This is a genomic window from Megasphaera vaginalis (ex Srinivasan et al. 2021) (assembly GCF_000478965.1).
GTDB classification, from domain to species: Bacteria; Bacillota; Negativicutes; order Veillonellales; family Megasphaeraceae; genus Megasphaera; species Megasphaera vaginalis.
Window position 1 is genome coordinate 97,055 of record NZ_AWXA01000053.1, and the last position, 16,306, is coordinate 113,360.

The 16,306-nt window shown below is 44.4% G+C and carries 17 protein-coding genes and 1 pseudogene; 17 read left to right on the plus strand and 1 reads right to left on the minus strand.

Features of this window, described 5'->3' with window-relative positions:
* Positions 1-342: 342 nt before the first annotated feature.
* From HMPREF1250_RS09620 to HMPREF1250_RS09650, 7 genes are all read left to right on the plus strand, one after another.
* Positions 343-822: a Csac_0668 family 2Fe-2S cluster-binding (seleno)protein gene (locus HMPREF1250_RS09620; RefSeq protein WP_000700631.1), complete on the plus strand. Its 480-nt coding sequence runs from the start codon at positions 343-345 to the stop codon at positions 820-822.
* 668 nt (positions 823-1,490) lie between these two features.
* Complete coding sequence (locus tag HMPREF1250_RS09625) at positions 1,491-1,712, plus strand: helix-turn-helix domain-containing protein (protein WP_023054434.1); 222 nt, start codon at positions 1,491-1,493, stop codon at positions 1,710-1,712.
* A gap of 1 nt (position 1,713) precedes the next feature.
* Positions 1,714-2,808, plus strand: coding sequence for a DNA cytosine methyltransferase (locus tag HMPREF1250_RS09630; RefSeq protein ID WP_023054498.1), 1,095 nt, complete (start codon positions 1,714-1,716; stop codon positions 2,806-2,808).
* Positions 2,798-3,847 carry a DNA cytosine methyltransferase gene (locus HMPREF1250_RS09635; RefSeq protein WP_023054495.1) on the plus strand — a complete coding sequence of 350 codons (1,050 nt, stop codon included), beginning with the start codon at positions 2,798-2,800 and terminating at the stop codon, positions 3,845-3,847. The genes HMPREF1250_RS09630 and HMPREF1250_RS09635 overlap by 11 nt, the downstream gene beginning before the upstream one ends.
* A gap of 3 nt (positions 3,848-3,850) precedes the next feature.
* Positions 3,851-4,636, plus strand: a complete 786-nt coding sequence (locus HMPREF1250_RS09640; protein WP_023054431.1) for a hypothetical protein — start codon at positions 3,851-3,853, stop codon at positions 4,634-4,636.
* The gene (locus HMPREF1250_RS09645; protein ID WP_023054437.1) at positions 4,609-5,826 is read left to right on the plus strand and encodes an AAA family ATPase; all 1,218 of its coding nucleotides are present in this window, start codon (positions 4,609-4,611) and stop codon (positions 5,824-5,826) included. Before HMPREF1250_RS09640 ends, HMPREF1250_RS09645 begins: the two co-directional genes overlap by 28 nt.
* Before the next feature lie 36 nt (positions 5,827-5,862).
* Positions 5,863-7,149 (plus strand): LlaJI family restriction endonuclease, encoded by a 1,287-nt coding sequence (locus tag HMPREF1250_RS09650; protein WP_023054505.1) that lies wholly within the window; start codon positions 5,863-5,865, stop codon positions 7,147-7,149.
* A 57-nt stretch (positions 7,150-7,206) separates the two neighbouring features.
* On the opposite strand, the gene HMPREF1250_RS09655 is transcribed toward HMPREF1250_RS09650, so the two are convergent.
* Complete coding sequence (locus tag HMPREF1250_RS09655) at positions 7,207-8,379, minus strand: CGNR zinc finger domain-containing protein (protein ID WP_023054394.1); 1,173 nt, start codon at positions 8,377-8,379, stop codon at positions 7,207-7,209.
* A gap of 443 nt (positions 8,380-8,822) precedes the next feature.
* On the opposite strand from HMPREF1250_RS09655, the gene HMPREF1250_RS09660 reads away from it, so the two are divergent.
* The 10 genes and pseudogenes from HMPREF1250_RS09660 (at position 8,823) to HMPREF1250_RS12105 (ending at position 16,226) form a co-directional block, all read left to right on the plus strand.
* Complete coding sequence (locus tag HMPREF1250_RS09660; RefSeq protein ID WP_023054471.1) at positions 8,823-9,356, plus strand: hypothetical protein; 534 nt, start codon at positions 8,823-8,825, stop codon at positions 9,354-9,356.
* Positions 9,357-9,424: 68 nt separating this feature from the next.
* The gene (locus HMPREF1250_RS09665) at positions 9,425-10,195 is read left to right on the plus strand and encodes a phage antirepressor (protein WP_023054455.1); all 771 of its coding nucleotides are present in this window, start codon (positions 9,425-9,427) and stop codon (positions 10,193-10,195) included.
* 2 nt (positions 10,196-10,197) lie between these two features.
* Positions 10,198-10,581, plus strand: coding sequence for a DUF4406 domain-containing protein (locus HMPREF1250_RS09670; protein WP_023054395.1), 384 nt, complete (start codon positions 10,198-10,200; stop codon positions 10,579-10,581).
* Positions 10,578-12,908, plus strand: a complete 2,331-nt coding sequence (locus HMPREF1250_RS09675; RefSeq protein ID WP_023054399.1) for a virulence-associated E family protein — start codon at positions 10,578-10,580, stop codon at positions 12,906-12,908. Before HMPREF1250_RS09670 ends, HMPREF1250_RS09675 begins: the two co-directional genes overlap by 4 nt.
* Before the next feature lie 231 nt (positions 12,909-13,139).
* On the plus strand, positions 13,140-13,478 hold the full coding sequence (locus HMPREF1250_RS09680) for a hypothetical protein (protein WP_023054517.1): 339 nt from the start codon (positions 13,140-13,142) through the stop codon (positions 13,476-13,478).
* On the plus strand, positions 13,405-13,752 hold the full coding sequence (locus HMPREF1250_RS09685; protein ID WP_231391312.1) for a VRR-NUC domain-containing protein: 348 nt from the start codon (positions 13,405-13,407) through the stop codon (positions 13,750-13,752). Before HMPREF1250_RS09680 ends, HMPREF1250_RS09685 begins: the two co-directional genes overlap by 74 nt.
* Positions 13,749-15,098, plus strand: a pseudogene (locus HMPREF1250_RS12320) (SNF2-related protein). The gene HMPREF1250_RS09685 and the pseudogene HMPREF1250_RS12320 overlap by 4 nt, the downstream one beginning before the upstream one ends.
* Positions 15,095-15,316: a hypothetical protein gene (locus tag HMPREF1250_RS09695; RefSeq protein WP_023054456.1), complete on the plus strand. Its 222-nt coding sequence runs from the start codon at positions 15,095-15,097 to the stop codon at positions 15,314-15,316. The pseudogene HMPREF1250_RS12320 and the gene HMPREF1250_RS09695 overlap by 4 nt, the downstream one beginning before the upstream one ends.
* Positions 15,313-15,738: a DUF1492 domain-containing protein gene (locus HMPREF1250_RS09700; RefSeq protein ID WP_023054492.1), complete on the plus strand. Its 426-nt coding sequence runs from the start codon at positions 15,313-15,315 to the stop codon at positions 15,736-15,738. The genes HMPREF1250_RS09695 and HMPREF1250_RS09700 overlap by 4 nt, the downstream gene beginning before the upstream one ends.
* Before the next feature lie 338 nt (positions 15,739-16,076).
* Positions 16,077-16,226 (plus strand): HNH endonuclease, encoded by a 150-nt coding sequence (locus HMPREF1250_RS12105; protein ID WP_231391317.1) that lies wholly within the window; start codon positions 16,077-16,079, stop codon positions 16,224-16,226.
* Positions 16,227-16,306 lie beyond the last annotated feature (80 nt).

The window sequence follows — 16,306 nt, forward strand, 5'->3', positions numbered from 1 at the left end:
AATTTCAACGAAATTTGGGCGAAGCCTTTACCCTTGATTGTCTGAGAATATATTTTATAATCTAAAGAAACTTTCAAGCTTGATAATGTTCGGTTATAAATTGTCTAAAAAAGGGTTGCCATTCCATGTATTTGGGTTAATTAGAAGAATGCCGAGCAATGGGTAACATGACGCTGATGTGTTTATACACAAAAAAGCTACACGTGCGTTGGCTGACAACAGGGAGCTAAGTAAATTAACACCAGCTAAAATGTTTGACGCTATTAATAAATGACAAGTATATGAAATTGGTTTTACCTAGTTTAAAAAAGAAATTATAATGAAAATATGGAGGCTAAGAATATGAAGATTAATAATGAATGTTGTTGTGGATGCAAAACAGAAAAGCCGGATCAAATTAAAGACAATTGTCCTGTATGTAATAATGAAGGGATTTCCGTTAGTAAAGTAACTGTTGAACATCTAGTGGTAGATGATTATCGTAATGCTGTTAACGGAGATCAATATAAGATTTGCATGAACGAGGACTGCGACGTTGTTTACTATAACTTAGATAATGAAATAAAATTCTTGAAAGACCAAGTTAGAGTTCCTATCTGGTTTAAGAAAGATGCAGATCCTAAGTATGCTTGTTATTGTAGCGAAGTCACAGAAAATCAGGTAATTGAAGCAGTTGTAAAGCATGGCGCGAAATCCGTAAAAGAAGTAAATGCCATCACTGGGGCAATGAAAAATTCTAATTGTAAAGAAAACAATCCGTTGGGAGTTTGTTGTCATAAGATTATTCAGGAAGCTATCGATAAAGGCTTGAAAATGAAATAATTACAGTCGATATGTTCCTACAAACGAGAGCCAATCTTTGATATGTTTCCATCTACGAGCGTGGATATGTTCCCCATAACCATAGGGGTTGAGACTGTCTGTTTGATGTCACGGGTGAAGGACTAAAAGCACACAAATATGCTTGAAATCAGGGGATTCTGAAGAGCTGCCCGGTTTGGAGAGATAATCGGAATCCCTTTTTTAGTCCGTTTGACAACAGTTCTGACTACTGGAAAATAGAGGGTTGTAACTACAGAACTGCTTTTTGCCGTATTGAGACAACAGAAATATTGTCAGAGATGTTTTTGGAGATATTGAGGCTACGGAAATACTGTTATTGATAGTTGAGAGGGTATGTAATAAGGGCTCTGTTGGCGTTGTGATCAATTTAACTTAGCTCAGAATTATTTTCGGCAGAAACTTGTCAAGATGAAGCCGTTGCTTGATTATGAGGATTTTTGCCAGATTTCAGTAATGGGCTTTGAATACATACCGCTTATTGCGCACCGAGGAGTGTGCAGCGACCCTCTGCACAATTTTGTGTGATTTCGTCACTAAAGAAGTTCATAGGAGAATCTTCAAATATTATTGAAATGGCTGCTTAAATACGGCATTATGTTATATGGATGCTATATTGATGTTAGTCACATAACAACGAGGTTTTATAAATGAGTTTTTCAGAGGATATTAAAAGGATTCGCAGGAAAGCGTTCCTGACACAAGAAGATTTTGCGAGAAAAATAGGTGTCTCCTTTGCAACGGTCAATCGTTGGGAAACTGGTAAAGCAAGGCCGAACTTGAAAACCATGAAACTAATTGATGACTATTGTAAACGCAATGAGATTGATTTTGATATCAGTGAACAAATTGATAATGAGGTGGATACCTAAAATGAAGAAACCCAAGTTTATAGATTTATTTTGCGGGTGTGGAGGATTGAGTTTAGGCTTTAAGATGAGTGGCTTTGACCCTATTGCTGGAATCGATCATAACCAGGCAGCAATAAAAACATATAGAAGAAATTTTAGAAAGACAAGGGCTATACGCGCTGACATTTTGACGATAGAAAAGGATGATATCCTGTCGCGGATAGGGAACATACAAGACATAGATGTAATAATTGGAGGACCACCATGCCAAGGGTTTTCTAATGCAAATAAAAACTATGTTGAGTTGGATGATCCGAGAAATAAACTATTCTTTGAATTCGTAAAATTTGTCGAGTTGGCACAACCACGAGTTGTTGTGATTGAGAATGTACCGCAAATCATAACAAAAGATGGCGGCTATGCAAAGGATAGGATTACGGAAATATTCACTGACCGTGGATATAGTGTTACCAATGCTGTTTTGGATGCATCAGATTACGGCGTTCCCCAAAAAAGGTTGAGGAACTTCTTTATCATTACAAAGGGTGAGAAGTTCGATATGACTCGAATAATGAAAAGCAACATAGCAATTACAGTTAAAGATGCTATCGGTGAGCTTTATCAGTTCGAGGGAACTTCATCAGAGTTTAGAGAATTGCACATGGCTCCGAATACACCGTATCGCACATACCTTCGAGCGAGGAATAATATTATCGTGAATCATGATATTCACTATCCTGCTGAAATCCAACAGAAGAGAATATCTTATGTTCCACAAGGCGGCAACTGGCATGATGTTCCAGAAGAATTATGGGAAACAACTCGTACTACAAATTCTGGAAGGAAAAATCGCCATTCATCAGCATACAAGCGACTGAAGGAGGATGATTTTTCGGTCACTATAGATGCAGGCAATCAGCATAGTAATTATTATCATCCTATTTTTCATAGGTTACCTACTGTAAGGGAGGCTGCAAGGTTACAATCCTTTCCAGATAACTTTGTGTTTGAAGGCATTATGACAGAACAATATCTTCAGGTGGGAAATGCAGTTCCTCCTTTACTTGCCAAGTGTATTGCAGATGCAATCAGGGAGTTGTTTGAAGATGAAGAATAAAATAATAGATTTATTTTGTGGATGTGGAGGACTCAGCCTTGGATTTGAAATGGCAGGATTCGAGGTATCATATGCGATAGATATGTGGGAGAAAGCCGTAGCCACATATAATCATAATCACGAGAAAAAAGTGGCTGAATGTGCTGACATACATTCAATAACAGACGAGCAACTTGTAGCTTTGAATAAAAAAAATGATGTTATTGGGGTGATTGGTGGCCCTCCTTGCCAAGGGTTTAGCAAGGTTGGAACAAGGGACGTGAATGATCCTCGTAACCACTTATATCTTGAATACTACAGAGTTGTTAAGTTAGTGCGACCGGAATTTTTTGTAATTGAAAATGTATCTGGGCTTTTGACTTTGTCAAAAGGTCTTTTTAAAGATGACATTGTTGAACGTTTCGGTAAGTTGGGTTACGAGGTCTCATTTCAAGAAGTGGTGGCTTCGGATTATGGTGTTCCACAGAATCGCCATCGTGTTTTCTTTGTTGGCATGAAAAAGAATAAATTCGTGTTTCCTCCAAAGGTGGAAGGAGTCGTTACCAGTATGGATGCAATTAGTGATTTACCACCGTTGAATGCCGAAGATGGTCTTGACGATGAGTATGGATATGCTTCTGCGCCGCAAAACGATTATCAGAGAAAAATGCGTGGTAAGCAGAAAACAGTAAAGAACCATCAAATAACTATTCATACACAGCAAACCATTGACATAATTTCAATGGTTCCTGACGGCGGGACTATTTACGATTTACCAGATGAGTATTGGAATGTCCGCAAGTATAGGAAAGGTTTTGAGCGCATGCCGAGTCTTAAGCCATGTCATACTGTAGATACCGGCCACAGGAATTATTTCCATTATTCGGAGAATAGAGTCCCGACCGCACGAGAAAATGCAAGATTACAATCTTTCCCAGATTGGTATGAGTTTCTCGGAACGAAAACAGATCAGTACAAAGAAATAGGAAATGCTGTACCGCCAATTCTCGCATATCATATTGCAAGTGCCATTAAGAGTCAACTTTCGGAGGAGGAATAGCTTATGGATATAACGGTATCAAGTCCTGGCTCTCCGGGAACGAGTTTTACAGATAATGTAAAAGATAAAATCCTTATCATATATGATGTACTTCAAAATAATGAGAAATTTGCTTCTATACGAGATTTAGGGACAGAACTGGAAAAGTACGACATTAACTGGAATTATGCCAGAAATATTTTACCGTTTTTGCAAAACTGCGGTATTGTCAATTATCAGGAAGTAGCGGCAATTGATAATAAGAAGTTCTTCACAAATATAGGGAATGCATATGTTGACATACTACGGAGCATTAAGACAATCAAGGCTGAGGAAGAAAGTGACCTGCGTGATGAGATATTGGAAAAACTTGAAAAAATACAAGAAGAAATCTATTTCCAGTGTCTTGTCATTATGATGAAAAGCCCTGATTGCAATTATGGTTATGATTTCTTTGATGTGCTTTGGTTTGTTAAAGAATATGGAAGTATAGATTCTACTGAATATCTGTTGATTCAACATGAACGTGAGGTCAATCCTGATAGTTATTTGATAGATATGGGAGATATAGTTAGGCAGTATCGGGATAGCACTATAACGATCAATGTAAAAACAAAAACAAAAAACGATAAGAATGGGGCTGATAAGAGTGTAAATTCATTCCCTTACGTCCAAGGGAACTTCATCAAAGCTGGTGTGTTTTATAAAGGGAATGATAATAGGTATTATATCGTTAGAGATAGAATGCCGGAAATCCTAAATGCAATACAGGAGGTAAGATTATGTCTGAATTCAGCAAAGAAGCAATAGATGCCATCACATCCAATTTGGATGATATTAGAAGGCGATTGTCTTTGAATATAGAAGGTGATTCGCTTGAAAGTGTTGATGGAGAAATCTTAGTTCCATTAAAGGATTTTGAAGAAATTAGAATTGCTGGTGGCACAAATATCCTCCTCTACGGCGTTCCGGGTTCAGGAAAAAGCTGGACTATTGAGCACGAATACTGTCATCAAGATAGTGTTGTTGAACGTCTTGTTTTTCATCCGGATTACACGAATGCAGATTTTATAGGACAAATATTACCAGTCGTTGATGCAGACAAGCAGGTAACTTATGAGTTCACGTCGGGACCATTTACGACAATTTTGAAGGATGCTTATAGAAATCCTATGCGGGAGTATATTCTTATTATCGAGGAAGTGAATCGCGGAAACGCTCCGGCAATTTTCGGTGAAGTGTTCCAGTTGCTGGACAGAACAGTTGAGCCGAAGACGGTGGAAGGAATCACTTATCCGGTTGGAACAAGTGAGTATGGCATCACACATAAGTATATGGCCGAAAAAATATACGGCGATCCTTCCCATAAGGTTAGGATTCCCTCAAACCTTTCCATCGTAGGCACGATGAACACATCAGATCAGAACGTATTCACGCTTGATACGGCGTTCCAGCGCAGATGGAGAATGCGCCTGATTGAGAACAACTTTGACAATGTTCGGGCATCCCTTGCAAATGCACAGATTCTTGATACGGAAGTTACATGGAAAACGTTTTGCGAAAAGATCAACGCTATCATCGTAGGCAACAAGGCGAAGATGGCATCTGCCGAGGATAAGAGACTGGGCATTTATTTTGTACACGAGAATGATGTGACTTTTGATCAACGCGCTATGCCTTCGGAGGGATATACTTCCCTTCTTACGGAATACAACGAACTTCTGCGGACTGAAGCTACCGGTGATATGCCGGAGGATAAGAAACAGAGACTCGCAATTATCAGGGAAGCATTGATGCATAACCGTATGTTCCCAGAAAAAGTTATTAAATATCTGTGGGATGATGCGTTTAAGTTTAATCCGGAGGCACTGTTTGACACCGACAACATGGAAAGTCTTGAACAGGTCATTCGTACCTTTGTGTATTCGGCGGGCCGTGAGAGATTTAAGATTTTCAAACCTACTGTCCGCGCATCTCTCTATCCCGATACGCAGGCATGATGATGCGCCTGATGGAAAGCGAGGTGGTCAGTAGCTATGGATTTACAAAAGAATATTAGAGAACGCTGCCACGTCAACAAAAATGACGAAGGAGACAGTTTTGTCGGTGTAAAAGCGGATACAGATGATGCCGTTATCTATTTTCCGATAGGCTATCAGCTTCCTCCGAATGATGATGATCTCCGTGCGGACATAAACAACTTGTTCTATGTGCTTGCCGCATTCATGAAAGAGGACAAGCTGATAGAAGAATCGAAGTTTGCTGCGCCGCGAACGGTTGACTTTCCAATGCACGCATACCTCAAGGTGATTCGGGATTTTCTGCGAACAGGTCGTTATTACATTGAGACTGATCCGCGGTTTAAGACGGATACCAAGGGAAACGCATCGTGGCCGCGTACTGTCCGTGAACAACGGGCATTGGTACAGAAGAACGGCTCTCTGATTTTTACAAATATGACCGTGCGTTCCGTAACACCGAATGCCGACAAGAAAATTACGCAGATTCATCGGTACTGCGTGTACGAGGCATTCGATAAAATGGGCTGGCTCTATGTGCCCTATATGCCGGAAAAGCCCGGTCCGCATCCCGACAACAGAGAAGCCATTTACATCCTGGAAAAGAAACTGGCATCTACCCACAACGATGTGGAGCAAGGACTGTTTTCGGCAATGGTATCCATGCTCAAATACATGGACGAGAAGTCTTCCGAAAAGCAATACTTTTTCGGCACGGATTTCTTTGAGCGTATTTGGGAAAAGATGATAGACAAGGCGTTCGGGATTGAGGATAAGGATCGATATTTCCCGCGCACCAGGTGGCTGCTTGACTACGGTCCCAACAGGTCAAAAACTCCGCTCCAACCGGATACCATAATGATTTACAACGGCAATGTGTATGTGCTTGATGCAAAACTATACCGATATGGATATAGCGGCAATCCCGATCATCTTCCGAACGGGCCCGACATCAACAAGCAGATTACATACGGAGAGTACATTGAGCGCGCCAAGGGTGTGCCGAGTGAAAATCTTTATAACGCATTTATCATGCCTTTCAATCGGGAGGATAACACCTTCTTTGAGCTGGGGGCTGACGGTAATCCTATACCTCGCATTACAGATAATATCGGCAACATCGGTGAAGCGGTCGGCGACTGGAAGCCCGATCCAAAGAATTACGAGCGCGTACAAGGTCTCGTAATTGACACACGGTTTTTGATGTACAACTACATCGGTATGCCAGATCAGCAGAAACGACAACTTGCAGAAGCCATAGAAAAAGTGGAGACCAGGGCTCCCGTTCCAAGACCTGCAAAATAAAGAATAAAGGCTCTACCTTTCAATCAACGAGAGGCAGAGCCTTATTTTTTTGCCCATTCATAGCTGGCGATTTCGGTATCGTTGTGCGCCTGCCGCATTTCTGCATTGTTCGCAACAATAGCGTTTATTCGTCCTTGTTGCTTCTACCAGGAAAAACCTGTCTCTCTTGCAATTCGGATTTTCGCATTCTTTATACATCTCACCATTTCTCATATAGAAAATCGAAAAATAAAGGGCTTCGATGAGGGTATCAACCTGCCATGTAGCAGTTAGCTTGCCGCCGTTATACTTCGGATGGATGCCGCGAATGTTGTGGTTGATTTCCTCTGCTACGACAATCCTTGCAATCTTCAGCAGAGCATTCTTGAAAGAATCGTCAAGTGCATTTTCGTTGAATGTCGTATATGACTTAAAACTGCCGAAATGGACTTCTTTTATGACAGATACTTCCGTTTGGAGATGATAAAAGAAATCTATAAGGAAGCGGGTCTCTTCGTCCACGTCCTTACATCCCACGTACATTGCCATTAAGTTCTTAAACCACGGGTCTTTGCTACCTTGCAGATTCGTATCGGAGCCGCTTCTCACAACATTATAAAAACCAATGTCGATGGTATTTTTCTTTCCGAGGAACGCATCATCTACTGAGTATGTTCCGTTTGCGGCCACCTCTGGCTCCCTACTCAAATCCAGGAAAAGGTTATAGGAGTCAAGCAGACTTTTGAAACGATGGGTACAAGTTGAAAAAACATCATCACCTATGCGTAGCTCAGTCACGGGAGCGTAAAGCAGATAAACCACATGAATGAGGACTCCACGGTAGTCTTTTTTGTTGATGTAACTGTATAGCCTTATGGTGGACTTAATTCTGTTAATTATCTCAATGAGGTCACTTGCTTCAATAGCCGTGTACTCATTATCTGGCAGCGGATATAAGAAACCATATTTTTCAATAAACTCGATATGCTTGTCTATGTCTCCCTTTGGAAGGGCGAGCAGTTTGCCAAGGATATTTTTCTCATGCAGACCGCCAGCAACGCCGGTCATATTCAAACCGTCTTTCGGTGCATAGGAGAACAATAGCTGTGTGCTTGTATCGGGGCAAACTTTGAGGGTAACAGTCGGAGCCTCGTCGGGAGAAGTATTCACCGTGTCTTTCGCACAGAGACAGCCGTATCCCTTGTGCTGAAACATTGTTTTTAATGAAATTCCAGATATTTTTTCGTCCATAACGACAAATTCCTTTCCGTGGGGCTATCTAAAACAGGCTCCGCTTTTACAGAAACCATTATTTTTGACAACGCTGGGGTTCCCGATTGGGAGCCCTTTTCTCTTATTATACTCAATAATAATTGTAAAAACAAGAAAATACCATTATGAACGATGCAATAAATAATTGGTATTCTTGTAAAATTTTCTTACTCTTTCTTGCAGAGTACAATAAATACGCTGCCAATGGTGGCGGCAAATTAAATCTCTTAGTCCGAATAGCGCTATAAGGGCGGAGGGATGCATAAGAGTTCAATGCACAGCAATAAAAGCTGTGTTTGGAACGAAGATGCTCCCACCGCAGTTTCGTGCGCCCATTTTCGGCTGACGGAGCCTGTGGTCATCTTCAACCGCAGGCTCTTTTTGTATCCTTCCGTACCGCCTTCGGACGGAAAGGAACGCATATGAAATTGAAGATTCGTTATGAGAACGGGTACCAGACAATAGAGCTGGACGAGAAGTCAACACAGGAAATGTGGGTAAGTTTCGGTTTTGAGGATGAGGAACCTGAGCAGGGAGAAAAGGAACGCCGTATCCAAGAAGCGTTTGATAAGCGATTCAACAGGCCTGAGTACAACAACTGGCACAAGTTTGACCGCCATCGTGGTTACAGTAAGGCGCAGCACGGAAAAGACAGCATCGAGGATGAAATCGATTCATCCGAGCCGTTAATGGACGAAGTCGCGGATGACCGCATCTTCCGCAAAGACGAAATAGAACACGAGAAGAAAGAAGATTATGAAGCTGTCTGCCGGCGGGTGCGTAAGATTCTGGCTAAAAAGCCGGAATGGGCTGACGCCTTTATCGCGGTTTCCTTAAACAATGAATCCATTCGTGACTACGCTGCTCGCATAGGAGCGGATGAAAACAACATCACGCAGAAGCTGAAGCGGGCAAAGAAAAAACTTAGAGAAAATTATAAAAACCGTCAGATTTAATCATCTCCCAAGGCTACCACTTAGGAGGCAATGACGTCTTCCGTAAAAAATTTAAGGAGGTAATTCTCATGAATGAATTACAGGTTTTTAACAATGCGGAGTTTGGCTCCGTACGCACAACCGTTATAGATGGTGAGCCTTTCTTTGTTGGCAAAGATGTGGCGGAGATTCTCGGATACCGAGACACATCCGATGCCCTTAAAAGGCATGTGGACGAAGAGGATAAGCTGACTCGGTGTTTCACCGACTCAGGTCAGAATCGTGAAATGTACATTATTAACGAATCCGGTCTTTATAGCCTTATCCTTCGCAGTCAGCTTTCAAAGGCGAGGAAGTTCAAAAGATGGGTGACGTCTGAGGTTCTTCCGGCGATTCGCAGACACGGCATGTATGCGATTGATGAGATTTTAGAAAATCCGGATCTCGCCATTGCCGCGCTTACTCAGTTAAAGGAAGAGAGAAAGCGCAGAAAAGAACTGGAACTTACTACGGCTATTCAGAATCAGCAGATTGCGGAACTTAAACCGAAGGCATGCTACTATGACCTGATTCTGCAGAACAGGAACACGGTTCCGGTTACGCAGATTGCCAAGGATTACGGCATGAGCGGAAGAAGATTCAACGAACTGCTTCATGACATCGGCATCCAGTATAAGTTCCGCAAAACCTGGCTTTTATATCAGCACTACGCGGATCCGGGATACACCCAGTCCAAGACGTTCGCCATTGATGCGGAGAAAAGCGTGATGCATGCCTACTGGACGCAAAAGGGCAGACTTTTCCTTTATGATCTTTTGAAAGGCGAAGGAATCCTGCCGCTGATTGAACAGGAGGTGTAAGCATGGAAGGCAATACGATTTTTAACAACACAACGAGGGCGGGAGAAAAACCCGCCTTCCGCCCGCTGGTATATATCTGCGCGCCTTATTCCGGTGACGTGGAAGAGAATACGAAAAGGGCGGCCGCTTTCGCGAAGTATGCCTATGACAAAGGGAATATTCCGCTGACGGCGCATCTGCTGTTTCCTTTTATGGATGACACTAACGAAGAGGACAGGAGAATCGCCATTTTCATGGACATTGTCCTGATGGGTAAATGCCAGGAGGTCTGGGTATTTGGAAACGAAATTACCCGGGGAATGAGAATTGAAATTGAGAAAGCGAAGAAACGCAGACAGAAGGTCAGGTATTTCAACAGTAAATTCCAGGAGGTGGAGGAAAAATGAGGGATCTTGCCATCGCCTATGGGAATAACCGTCAGGCGAAAAAATGGGTGAACAAAACCATAAGCTATGATGACTTGAAAGCGCGGCTTAAGGTGACCATTCGCACAACGGAGTCGGCGGAGGAATACGCCAAGATGAGCAGGGCGCAGCGTGATATCGCAAAAGACCACGGAGGCTTTGTGGGCGGCGTGCTGAGAGGCGGCCGCCGCAAGGTGGATACCGTGGAGCTTCGTTCCATGATTGCGCTTGACGGAGACCGGATCGATAAAACGTTTCTTGCTGATTATGAAAAAAGCGCGCCCTATGCTTCCTGCCTGTATACGACACATTCCAGCACCCCGGAGAATCCGAGGGTGCGTCTTGTGTTTCCGCTGACAAGGGATGTGACAACGGAAGAGTTTGTCGCCGTATCAAGGTATCTTGCTGAGATGCTCGGTATCGATTTCTTCGATGAATGTTCCTATCAGCCTAATCAGCTGATGTACTGGCCGTCCTCTCCGCAAAACGGCGTATTCGTGTTTAAGGAAACGGAGAAGGACTGGCTGAATCCTGATGATATTTTATCCGCTCACCCGGAGTGGACGGATCCCACAAGGCTTCCGACATCGTCTCGTGAGAGCAAGGCAAATCAGGTGACAAAGGAAAAGGTGAAGGATCCACTTGCAAAAGATGGAACGGTCGGCCTTTTCAATAGAGTCTATTTTCCAATCTCCCGCGCGCTGGAGAATTTCCTTTCCGATGTCTATGAACCAACGGATAAGGAAAACCGCTGGCATCTTATACCGTCATCCAGTATGGCGGGGGTGGAAATCATCGAGGATAAATTTGTGTATTCCCACCACGCCAAGGATCCCGCCTATCTGAAGCTCTGTAACGCCTTTGATATCGTCCGCATCCATAAGTTCGGCGATTTTGATGATAAGGAATCTTTTAAGGAAATGTGCGAGTTTGCTATGCAGCAGGACGAAGTAAAGGTGGCTGCCGCAAACGAGAAGTTGTCAGAGGCGGAAGAGGACTTTTCCTATGTCGACGACTGGAAGAAAAAGCTGCGCTATACATCGAAAGGGGCGATTTTGGAAAACTCCCTGTATAACGCGAAACTCATCATGCAAAACGATCCGCTGCTGAAAAATATCGTGTTTAATCAGCTGGCGGACGGGCTTGAGATCAAAGGCGATGTGCCGTGGCAGCATCCGGCGAAGTTCTGGCGGGACGCAGATGACGCGCAACTGATCTGTTACGTGGACGATCACTACGGCACATTCTCGCAGAGAAACTATGACATCGCCGTGACTAAGGTGGCGGATGATCGGTCCTATCATCCAATCAGACTGTACTTCGAGGCGCTTCCTCCCTGGGACGGTGAGAAGCGCGTTGATACCTTATTCATTGACTACCTCGGCGCGGACGATAACGACTACATCCGCGCCGTCTGCCGGAAGATTTTGTGCGCCGCGTATATGCGCGTCTACCATCCAGGCATCAAGTTCGATTATCTTCCTGTGTTCAACGGAGCGCAGGGAATCGGAAAATCGACCTTCATTTCGAATCTTGGCATGGAGTGGTTCTCCGACAGCCTGACGCTTTCCGATATGAATGATAAAACAGCGGCGGAAAAACTGCAGGGCTACTGGATTCATGAGATTGGAGAACTTGCCGGAATGAAGAAGGCCGACCTCGACAAGGTGAAATCCTTTGTATCACGGTGCGATGACAAGTACCGCGCCAGTTTCGGCAAGCGCGTCACACCTCATCCGAGGCAGTGCGTCTTCTTTGGCACGACAAATTCCGAGAACGGATATCTGCGTGATATCACCGGGAACCGCCGTTTCTGGAACGTGAAAGCGTCCGGCAGGAGCAAATATAAGCCGTGGGACATGACGAAGGAAGTGGTGGAGCAGATCTGGGCGGAGGTCATTTTGCTGGCTAAGGCGGGTGAAAAGCTATATCTTGATCCATCCCTGGAGACATATGCCCGGGAAGAGCAACGTGAAGCGATGGAGCAGGATGACCGTGAAGGCATCGTGCGTGAGTATCTTGACATGTTATTACCCGAAGCCTGGGACGATATGGATATGTACCGCAGAAGGGACTATTTCCGTGATCCTTCCGATCCCACAAGGCCGGAAGGCGTAAGGAGACGCATGGAGGTATCGAACCTTGAAATCTGGTGCGAGTGCTTTGGCAAACCGAAGGAGGATATCAAATCATCCGACAGCTATGCTATAGCCACCATCATGAAACGGCTTAAGGACTGGGAGAAGAAGGAAGATCGAAAGCGCGTACCGATTTACGGCAGGCAGCGAATCTACGAGCGGAAGGAGTGATGGGAAGGGACAAGCTGCCGGGACAACTTATCATGGGTTGTCCCGCCGTCAAAAAGTTGTCCCCCTTGAAAACAGCGGATTGGGACAGGATGGGACGGACAGGACAGGAATTTCTATATTAAATCAAATCATTATTTATTAACTATAGCGTACCCGTAACACGTGTATTTCGCGCGTATAGGGATTTTTGGCCGCTTGTCCGTCCCGTCCTAAATAAACGGAGGAATCATCATGGTAAGCAAAAAAGAAAGAACAATGGAAAGATACATGAAAGCGGGAGCCGAGATGCGCCTGTTTAAGAACCTGGGAGCGAAAATGCGCACCGCTATCGGCTATGTGCTATCCGCAGCAGACCAGGATAAATTGATGCGGGCAATGAACAGGATCGATGAAGTCTGTTCAAAAGCTGAGGATAACATGTTCTGTGATTATCCGAATATCTCAAATGAATATACCGATGTGTTTTACGGAAATAATGTAGAGGATGCGCCGAGAAATGGTGTGGACAAAAAGATCATTGAAATGGCAAGGGAGGCTGCGGATGAACTCTTTACGGGAAAGAGATATTGAAAAGAAGCTGGTGGAGGCAGTAAGGAAGTCGGGCGGTCTTGCTCCTAAGTTTGTAAGTCCCGGTCTTGACGGCGTGCCTGACCGCATCATCCTGTTTCCAAAAGGCCGCGTGGCTTTTGCGGAAGTAAAAGCTCCGGGGAAAAAGCCGAGACCTTTGCAGGCAAGACGCATAAAGCAGCTGCAGAGTCTTGGCTTTCAGGTCTACGTGATTGACGAACCGGAGCAAATTGAAGGAGTAATAAAAAATATACAGACGGGAGGTGATGCCGAATGAAGTTCATAGCGCATGATTATCAGCGGTACGTGAGCGACTATATCGAAACGCATCCGATTGCCGCGATATTTCTTGATATGGGCTTAGGTTAGGCAAGACCGCTATTACGCTTACCGCTCTGTTTGACCTGTGCCTGGACCGATTTCTTATAAGAAAAACGCTTGTTATCGCGCCGCTTAGAGTGGCGAAAAACACATGGCTATCGGAGATCAAAAAATGGGATCACCTTGAAGGGCTTATGTATTCCGTGGCGGTCGGATCGGAGGCGGAGCGCAAAGCGGCTCTTATGCAAACGGCGGATATCTATATCATCAACCGAGAAAATGTGGACTGGCTTATCACGAAGAGCGGCGTACCGTTTGACTTTGATATGGTAGTGATAGATGAGCTGTCATCCTTTAAATCCAATCAGGTGAAACGGTTTAAAAGTCTCTTAAAGGTAAGGCCAAAGGTGAAACGAATCGTGGGACTTACAGGAACTCCCTCAAGCAACGGACTTATGGGCGGAGTTTCGCATTCTCGATTTTGGAGAAAGACTGGGAAGGTACATCACTCGTTACAGAAACGCCTACTTTACTCCGGATAAACGAAACGGCGAGATCATCTTTTCATATAAGCCGCTTCCGGGAGCGGAGGAAGCCATCTATCAGAAAATATCAGACATCACGATTTCCATGAAATCATGCGATTATCTCAAACTCCCTGATTGCGTGATCAATGAAGTCCCGGTGCGCATGGACGAGAAGGAAACGGAAGTGTATGAACGATTCAAAAAAGACATGGTGGCGAAAATCAAGGACAAGGAAATAGATGCGGCGAATGCGGCCGTTCTTTCCGGGAAACTTCTGCAGATGGCAAATGGATCGGTCTATGACGAGGACAAGAATGTGATCCGCATCCATGACCGAAAACTTGAAGCGCTGGAAGATCTTCTGGAAGCGGCGAATGGAAAGCCTGTCCTCATCGCATACTGGTATCAGCACGATGCAGAACGAATTAAGGAAAGATTCTGTATCCGTGAGATTAAGAAACCTAAGGATATCGAAGAATGGAACGCAGGCAAAATCCCCGCGGCCACCATTCATCCGGCATCAGCAGGTCACGGATTGAATCTTCAGGCCGGCGGTTCCACGCTTATATGGTTTGGACTTACATGGAGTCTTGAACTGTATCAGCAGACGAACGCGAGACTTTACAGGCAGGGGCAGACAGAAACGGTCGTTATTCATCACATTATTGCCAAAGACACGATTGATGAACAGGTCATGAAGGCGCTTCGTAAAAAAGAGAAAACTCAGAATGCGCTGATTGACGCTGTCAGGGCGAATCTGGCGGTGGAAAGATGATAGACCCCTATGAGAACCTTGCCTGCGCCATCATTCTGCAGGCGGTGAAGGATTATCGCGCGGCAAGGAAAAAATTGAAACATAACCCGAAGAACAAAGACGCGAAGCTCATGGCAGAAGACCTCGAGAGGTTCTTTCGTTCCGATTGGTACACATCGCTCACATCCTTTGATGGAGAAATGCTGCTTACGAAACTCAAGGAGGAAGAAATCTCATGACAGTAAAGGAATATTTTTACCAGGCATATCGTCTGGATCATAGGATAAATTCAGATATAGCGGAAATGGAAACTCTAAGAGCAATGGTGTGTTCCGCCCACTCTCCCGGATTTGAGGAACACTATAATCCGAACCGTCCTACGGATGCTCCTTTTGTAAAAAGCCTTGAGAAGGTATGGGAATTCCAGGAAAAGATAGATGATGAGATTAACGGGCTGGTCGACCTTAAAAAACAGATGCGGAGCGTGATAGGGGCTGTTCCGGATATTGATGAGCAGCTGGTTCTTCGCTACAGATATATTCATAACTATACCTGGGAGCGAATCGGGGAAGAACTGCACGCGGATAGAACAACGGTTTACCGCTGGCACGAATCCGCGCTTTTGCATGTGACTCTTCCGGAAAATCCGATCAAAATATAAACCTGCACGTTTTGCAATACTTTGCAACAAGATACCACTGTGGCATATGTGATATAGTAAAATCAGCAAAATTGAACGATGAATAAGGCCTCACAGGAGAAATCCCGTGGGGCTTTTCTTATGGGCGAAAGGAGGCGCGCATGCCAAGAAAACCGAAGCGGCCATGCCGCTACCCCGGCTGTCCCAACCTAACGGACGGCGTTTACTGCGAGGAACATGAAAAAGTAATGCAAAGGCACTACGAGAAGTTCCAGCGCGGTTACTCCCCCGGCAAACGCTACGGCAGAGCCTGGAAAAGAATCCGTGACAGATATATAGGTTGGCATCCGCTCTGTGAGATGTGCCTTACAAACAAGAGATACATCAAGGCGGAGGAAGTCCACCATATCATTCCTCTCTCGGAAGGCGGAACGCATGAGGAGGCTAACCTTATGAGTTTATGCAGAAGCTGTCACGAGAAAATTCATAAAGAGCGCGGTGACCGGTAGGGGCGGTCAAATCTCTACGAGCCTTCCATGCGGAAAACGGTGCGGGGCAACGCGAACGAAAAAAGCAATTTCAAAAGGGT

Bases quoted from the DNA above. Each gene is read 5' to 3' on its own strand.
- HMPREF1250_RS09620 (WP_000700631.1), top strand. From the start codon at position 343: ATGAAGATTAATAATGAATGTTGTTGTGGATGCAAAACAGAAAAGCCG.
- HMPREF1250_RS09625 (WP_023054434.1), top strand. From the start codon at position 1,491: ATGAGTTTTTCAGAGGATATTAAAAGGATTCGCAGGAAAGCGTTCCTG.
- HMPREF1250_RS09630 (WP_023054498.1), top strand. From the start codon at position 1,714: ATGAAGAAACCCAAGTTTATAGATTTATTTTGCGGGTGTGGAGGATTG.
- HMPREF1250_RS09635 (WP_023054495.1), top strand. From the start codon at position 2,798: ATGAAGAATAAAATAATAGATTTATTTTGTGGATGTGGAGGACTCAGC.
- HMPREF1250_RS09640 (WP_023054431.1), top strand. From the start codon at position 3,851: ATGGATATAACGGTATCAAGTCCTGGCTCTCCGGGAACGAGTTTTACA.
- HMPREF1250_RS09645 (WP_023054437.1), top strand. From the start codon at position 4,609: ATGTCTGAATTCAGCAAAGAAGCAATAGATGCCATCACATCCAATTTG.
- HMPREF1250_RS09650 (WP_023054505.1), top strand. From the start codon at position 5,863: ATGGATTTACAAAAGAATATTAGAGAACGCTGCCACGTCAACAAAAAT.
- HMPREF1250_RS09655 (WP_023054394.1), bottom strand. From the start codon at position 8,379: ATGGACGAAAAAATATCTGGAATTTCATTAAAAACAATGTTTCAGCAC.
- HMPREF1250_RS09660 (WP_023054471.1), top strand. From the start codon at position 8,823: ATGAAATTGAAGATTCGTTATGAGAACGGGTACCAGACAATAGAGCTG.
- HMPREF1250_RS09665 (WP_023054455.1), top strand. From the start codon at position 9,425: ATGAATGAATTACAGGTTTTTAACAATGCGGAGTTTGGCTCCGTACGC.
- HMPREF1250_RS09670 (WP_023054395.1), top strand. From the start codon at position 10,198: ATGGAAGGCAATACGATTTTTAACAACACAACGAGGGCGGGAGAAAAA.
- HMPREF1250_RS09675 (WP_023054399.1), top strand. From the start codon at position 10,578: ATGAGGGATCTTGCCATCGCCTATGGGAATAACCGTCAGGCGAAAAAA.
- HMPREF1250_RS09680 (WP_023054517.1), top strand. From the start codon at position 13,140: ATGGTAAGCAAAAAAGAAAGAACAATGGAAAGATACATGAAAGCGGGA.
- HMPREF1250_RS09685 (WP_231391312.1), top strand. From the start codon at position 13,405: ATGGTGTGGACAAAAAGATCATTGAAATGGCAAGGGAGGCTGCGGATG.
- HMPREF1250_RS09695 (WP_023054456.1), top strand. From the start codon at position 15,095: ATGATAGACCCCTATGAGAACCTTGCCTGCGCCATCATTCTGCAGGCG.
- HMPREF1250_RS09700 (WP_023054492.1), top strand. From the start codon at position 15,313: ATGACAGTAAAGGAATATTTTTACCAGGCATATCGTCTGGATCATAGG.
- HMPREF1250_RS12105 (WP_231391317.1), top strand. From the start codon at position 16,077: ATGTGCCTTACAAACAAGAGATACATCAAGGCGGAGGAAGTCCACCAT.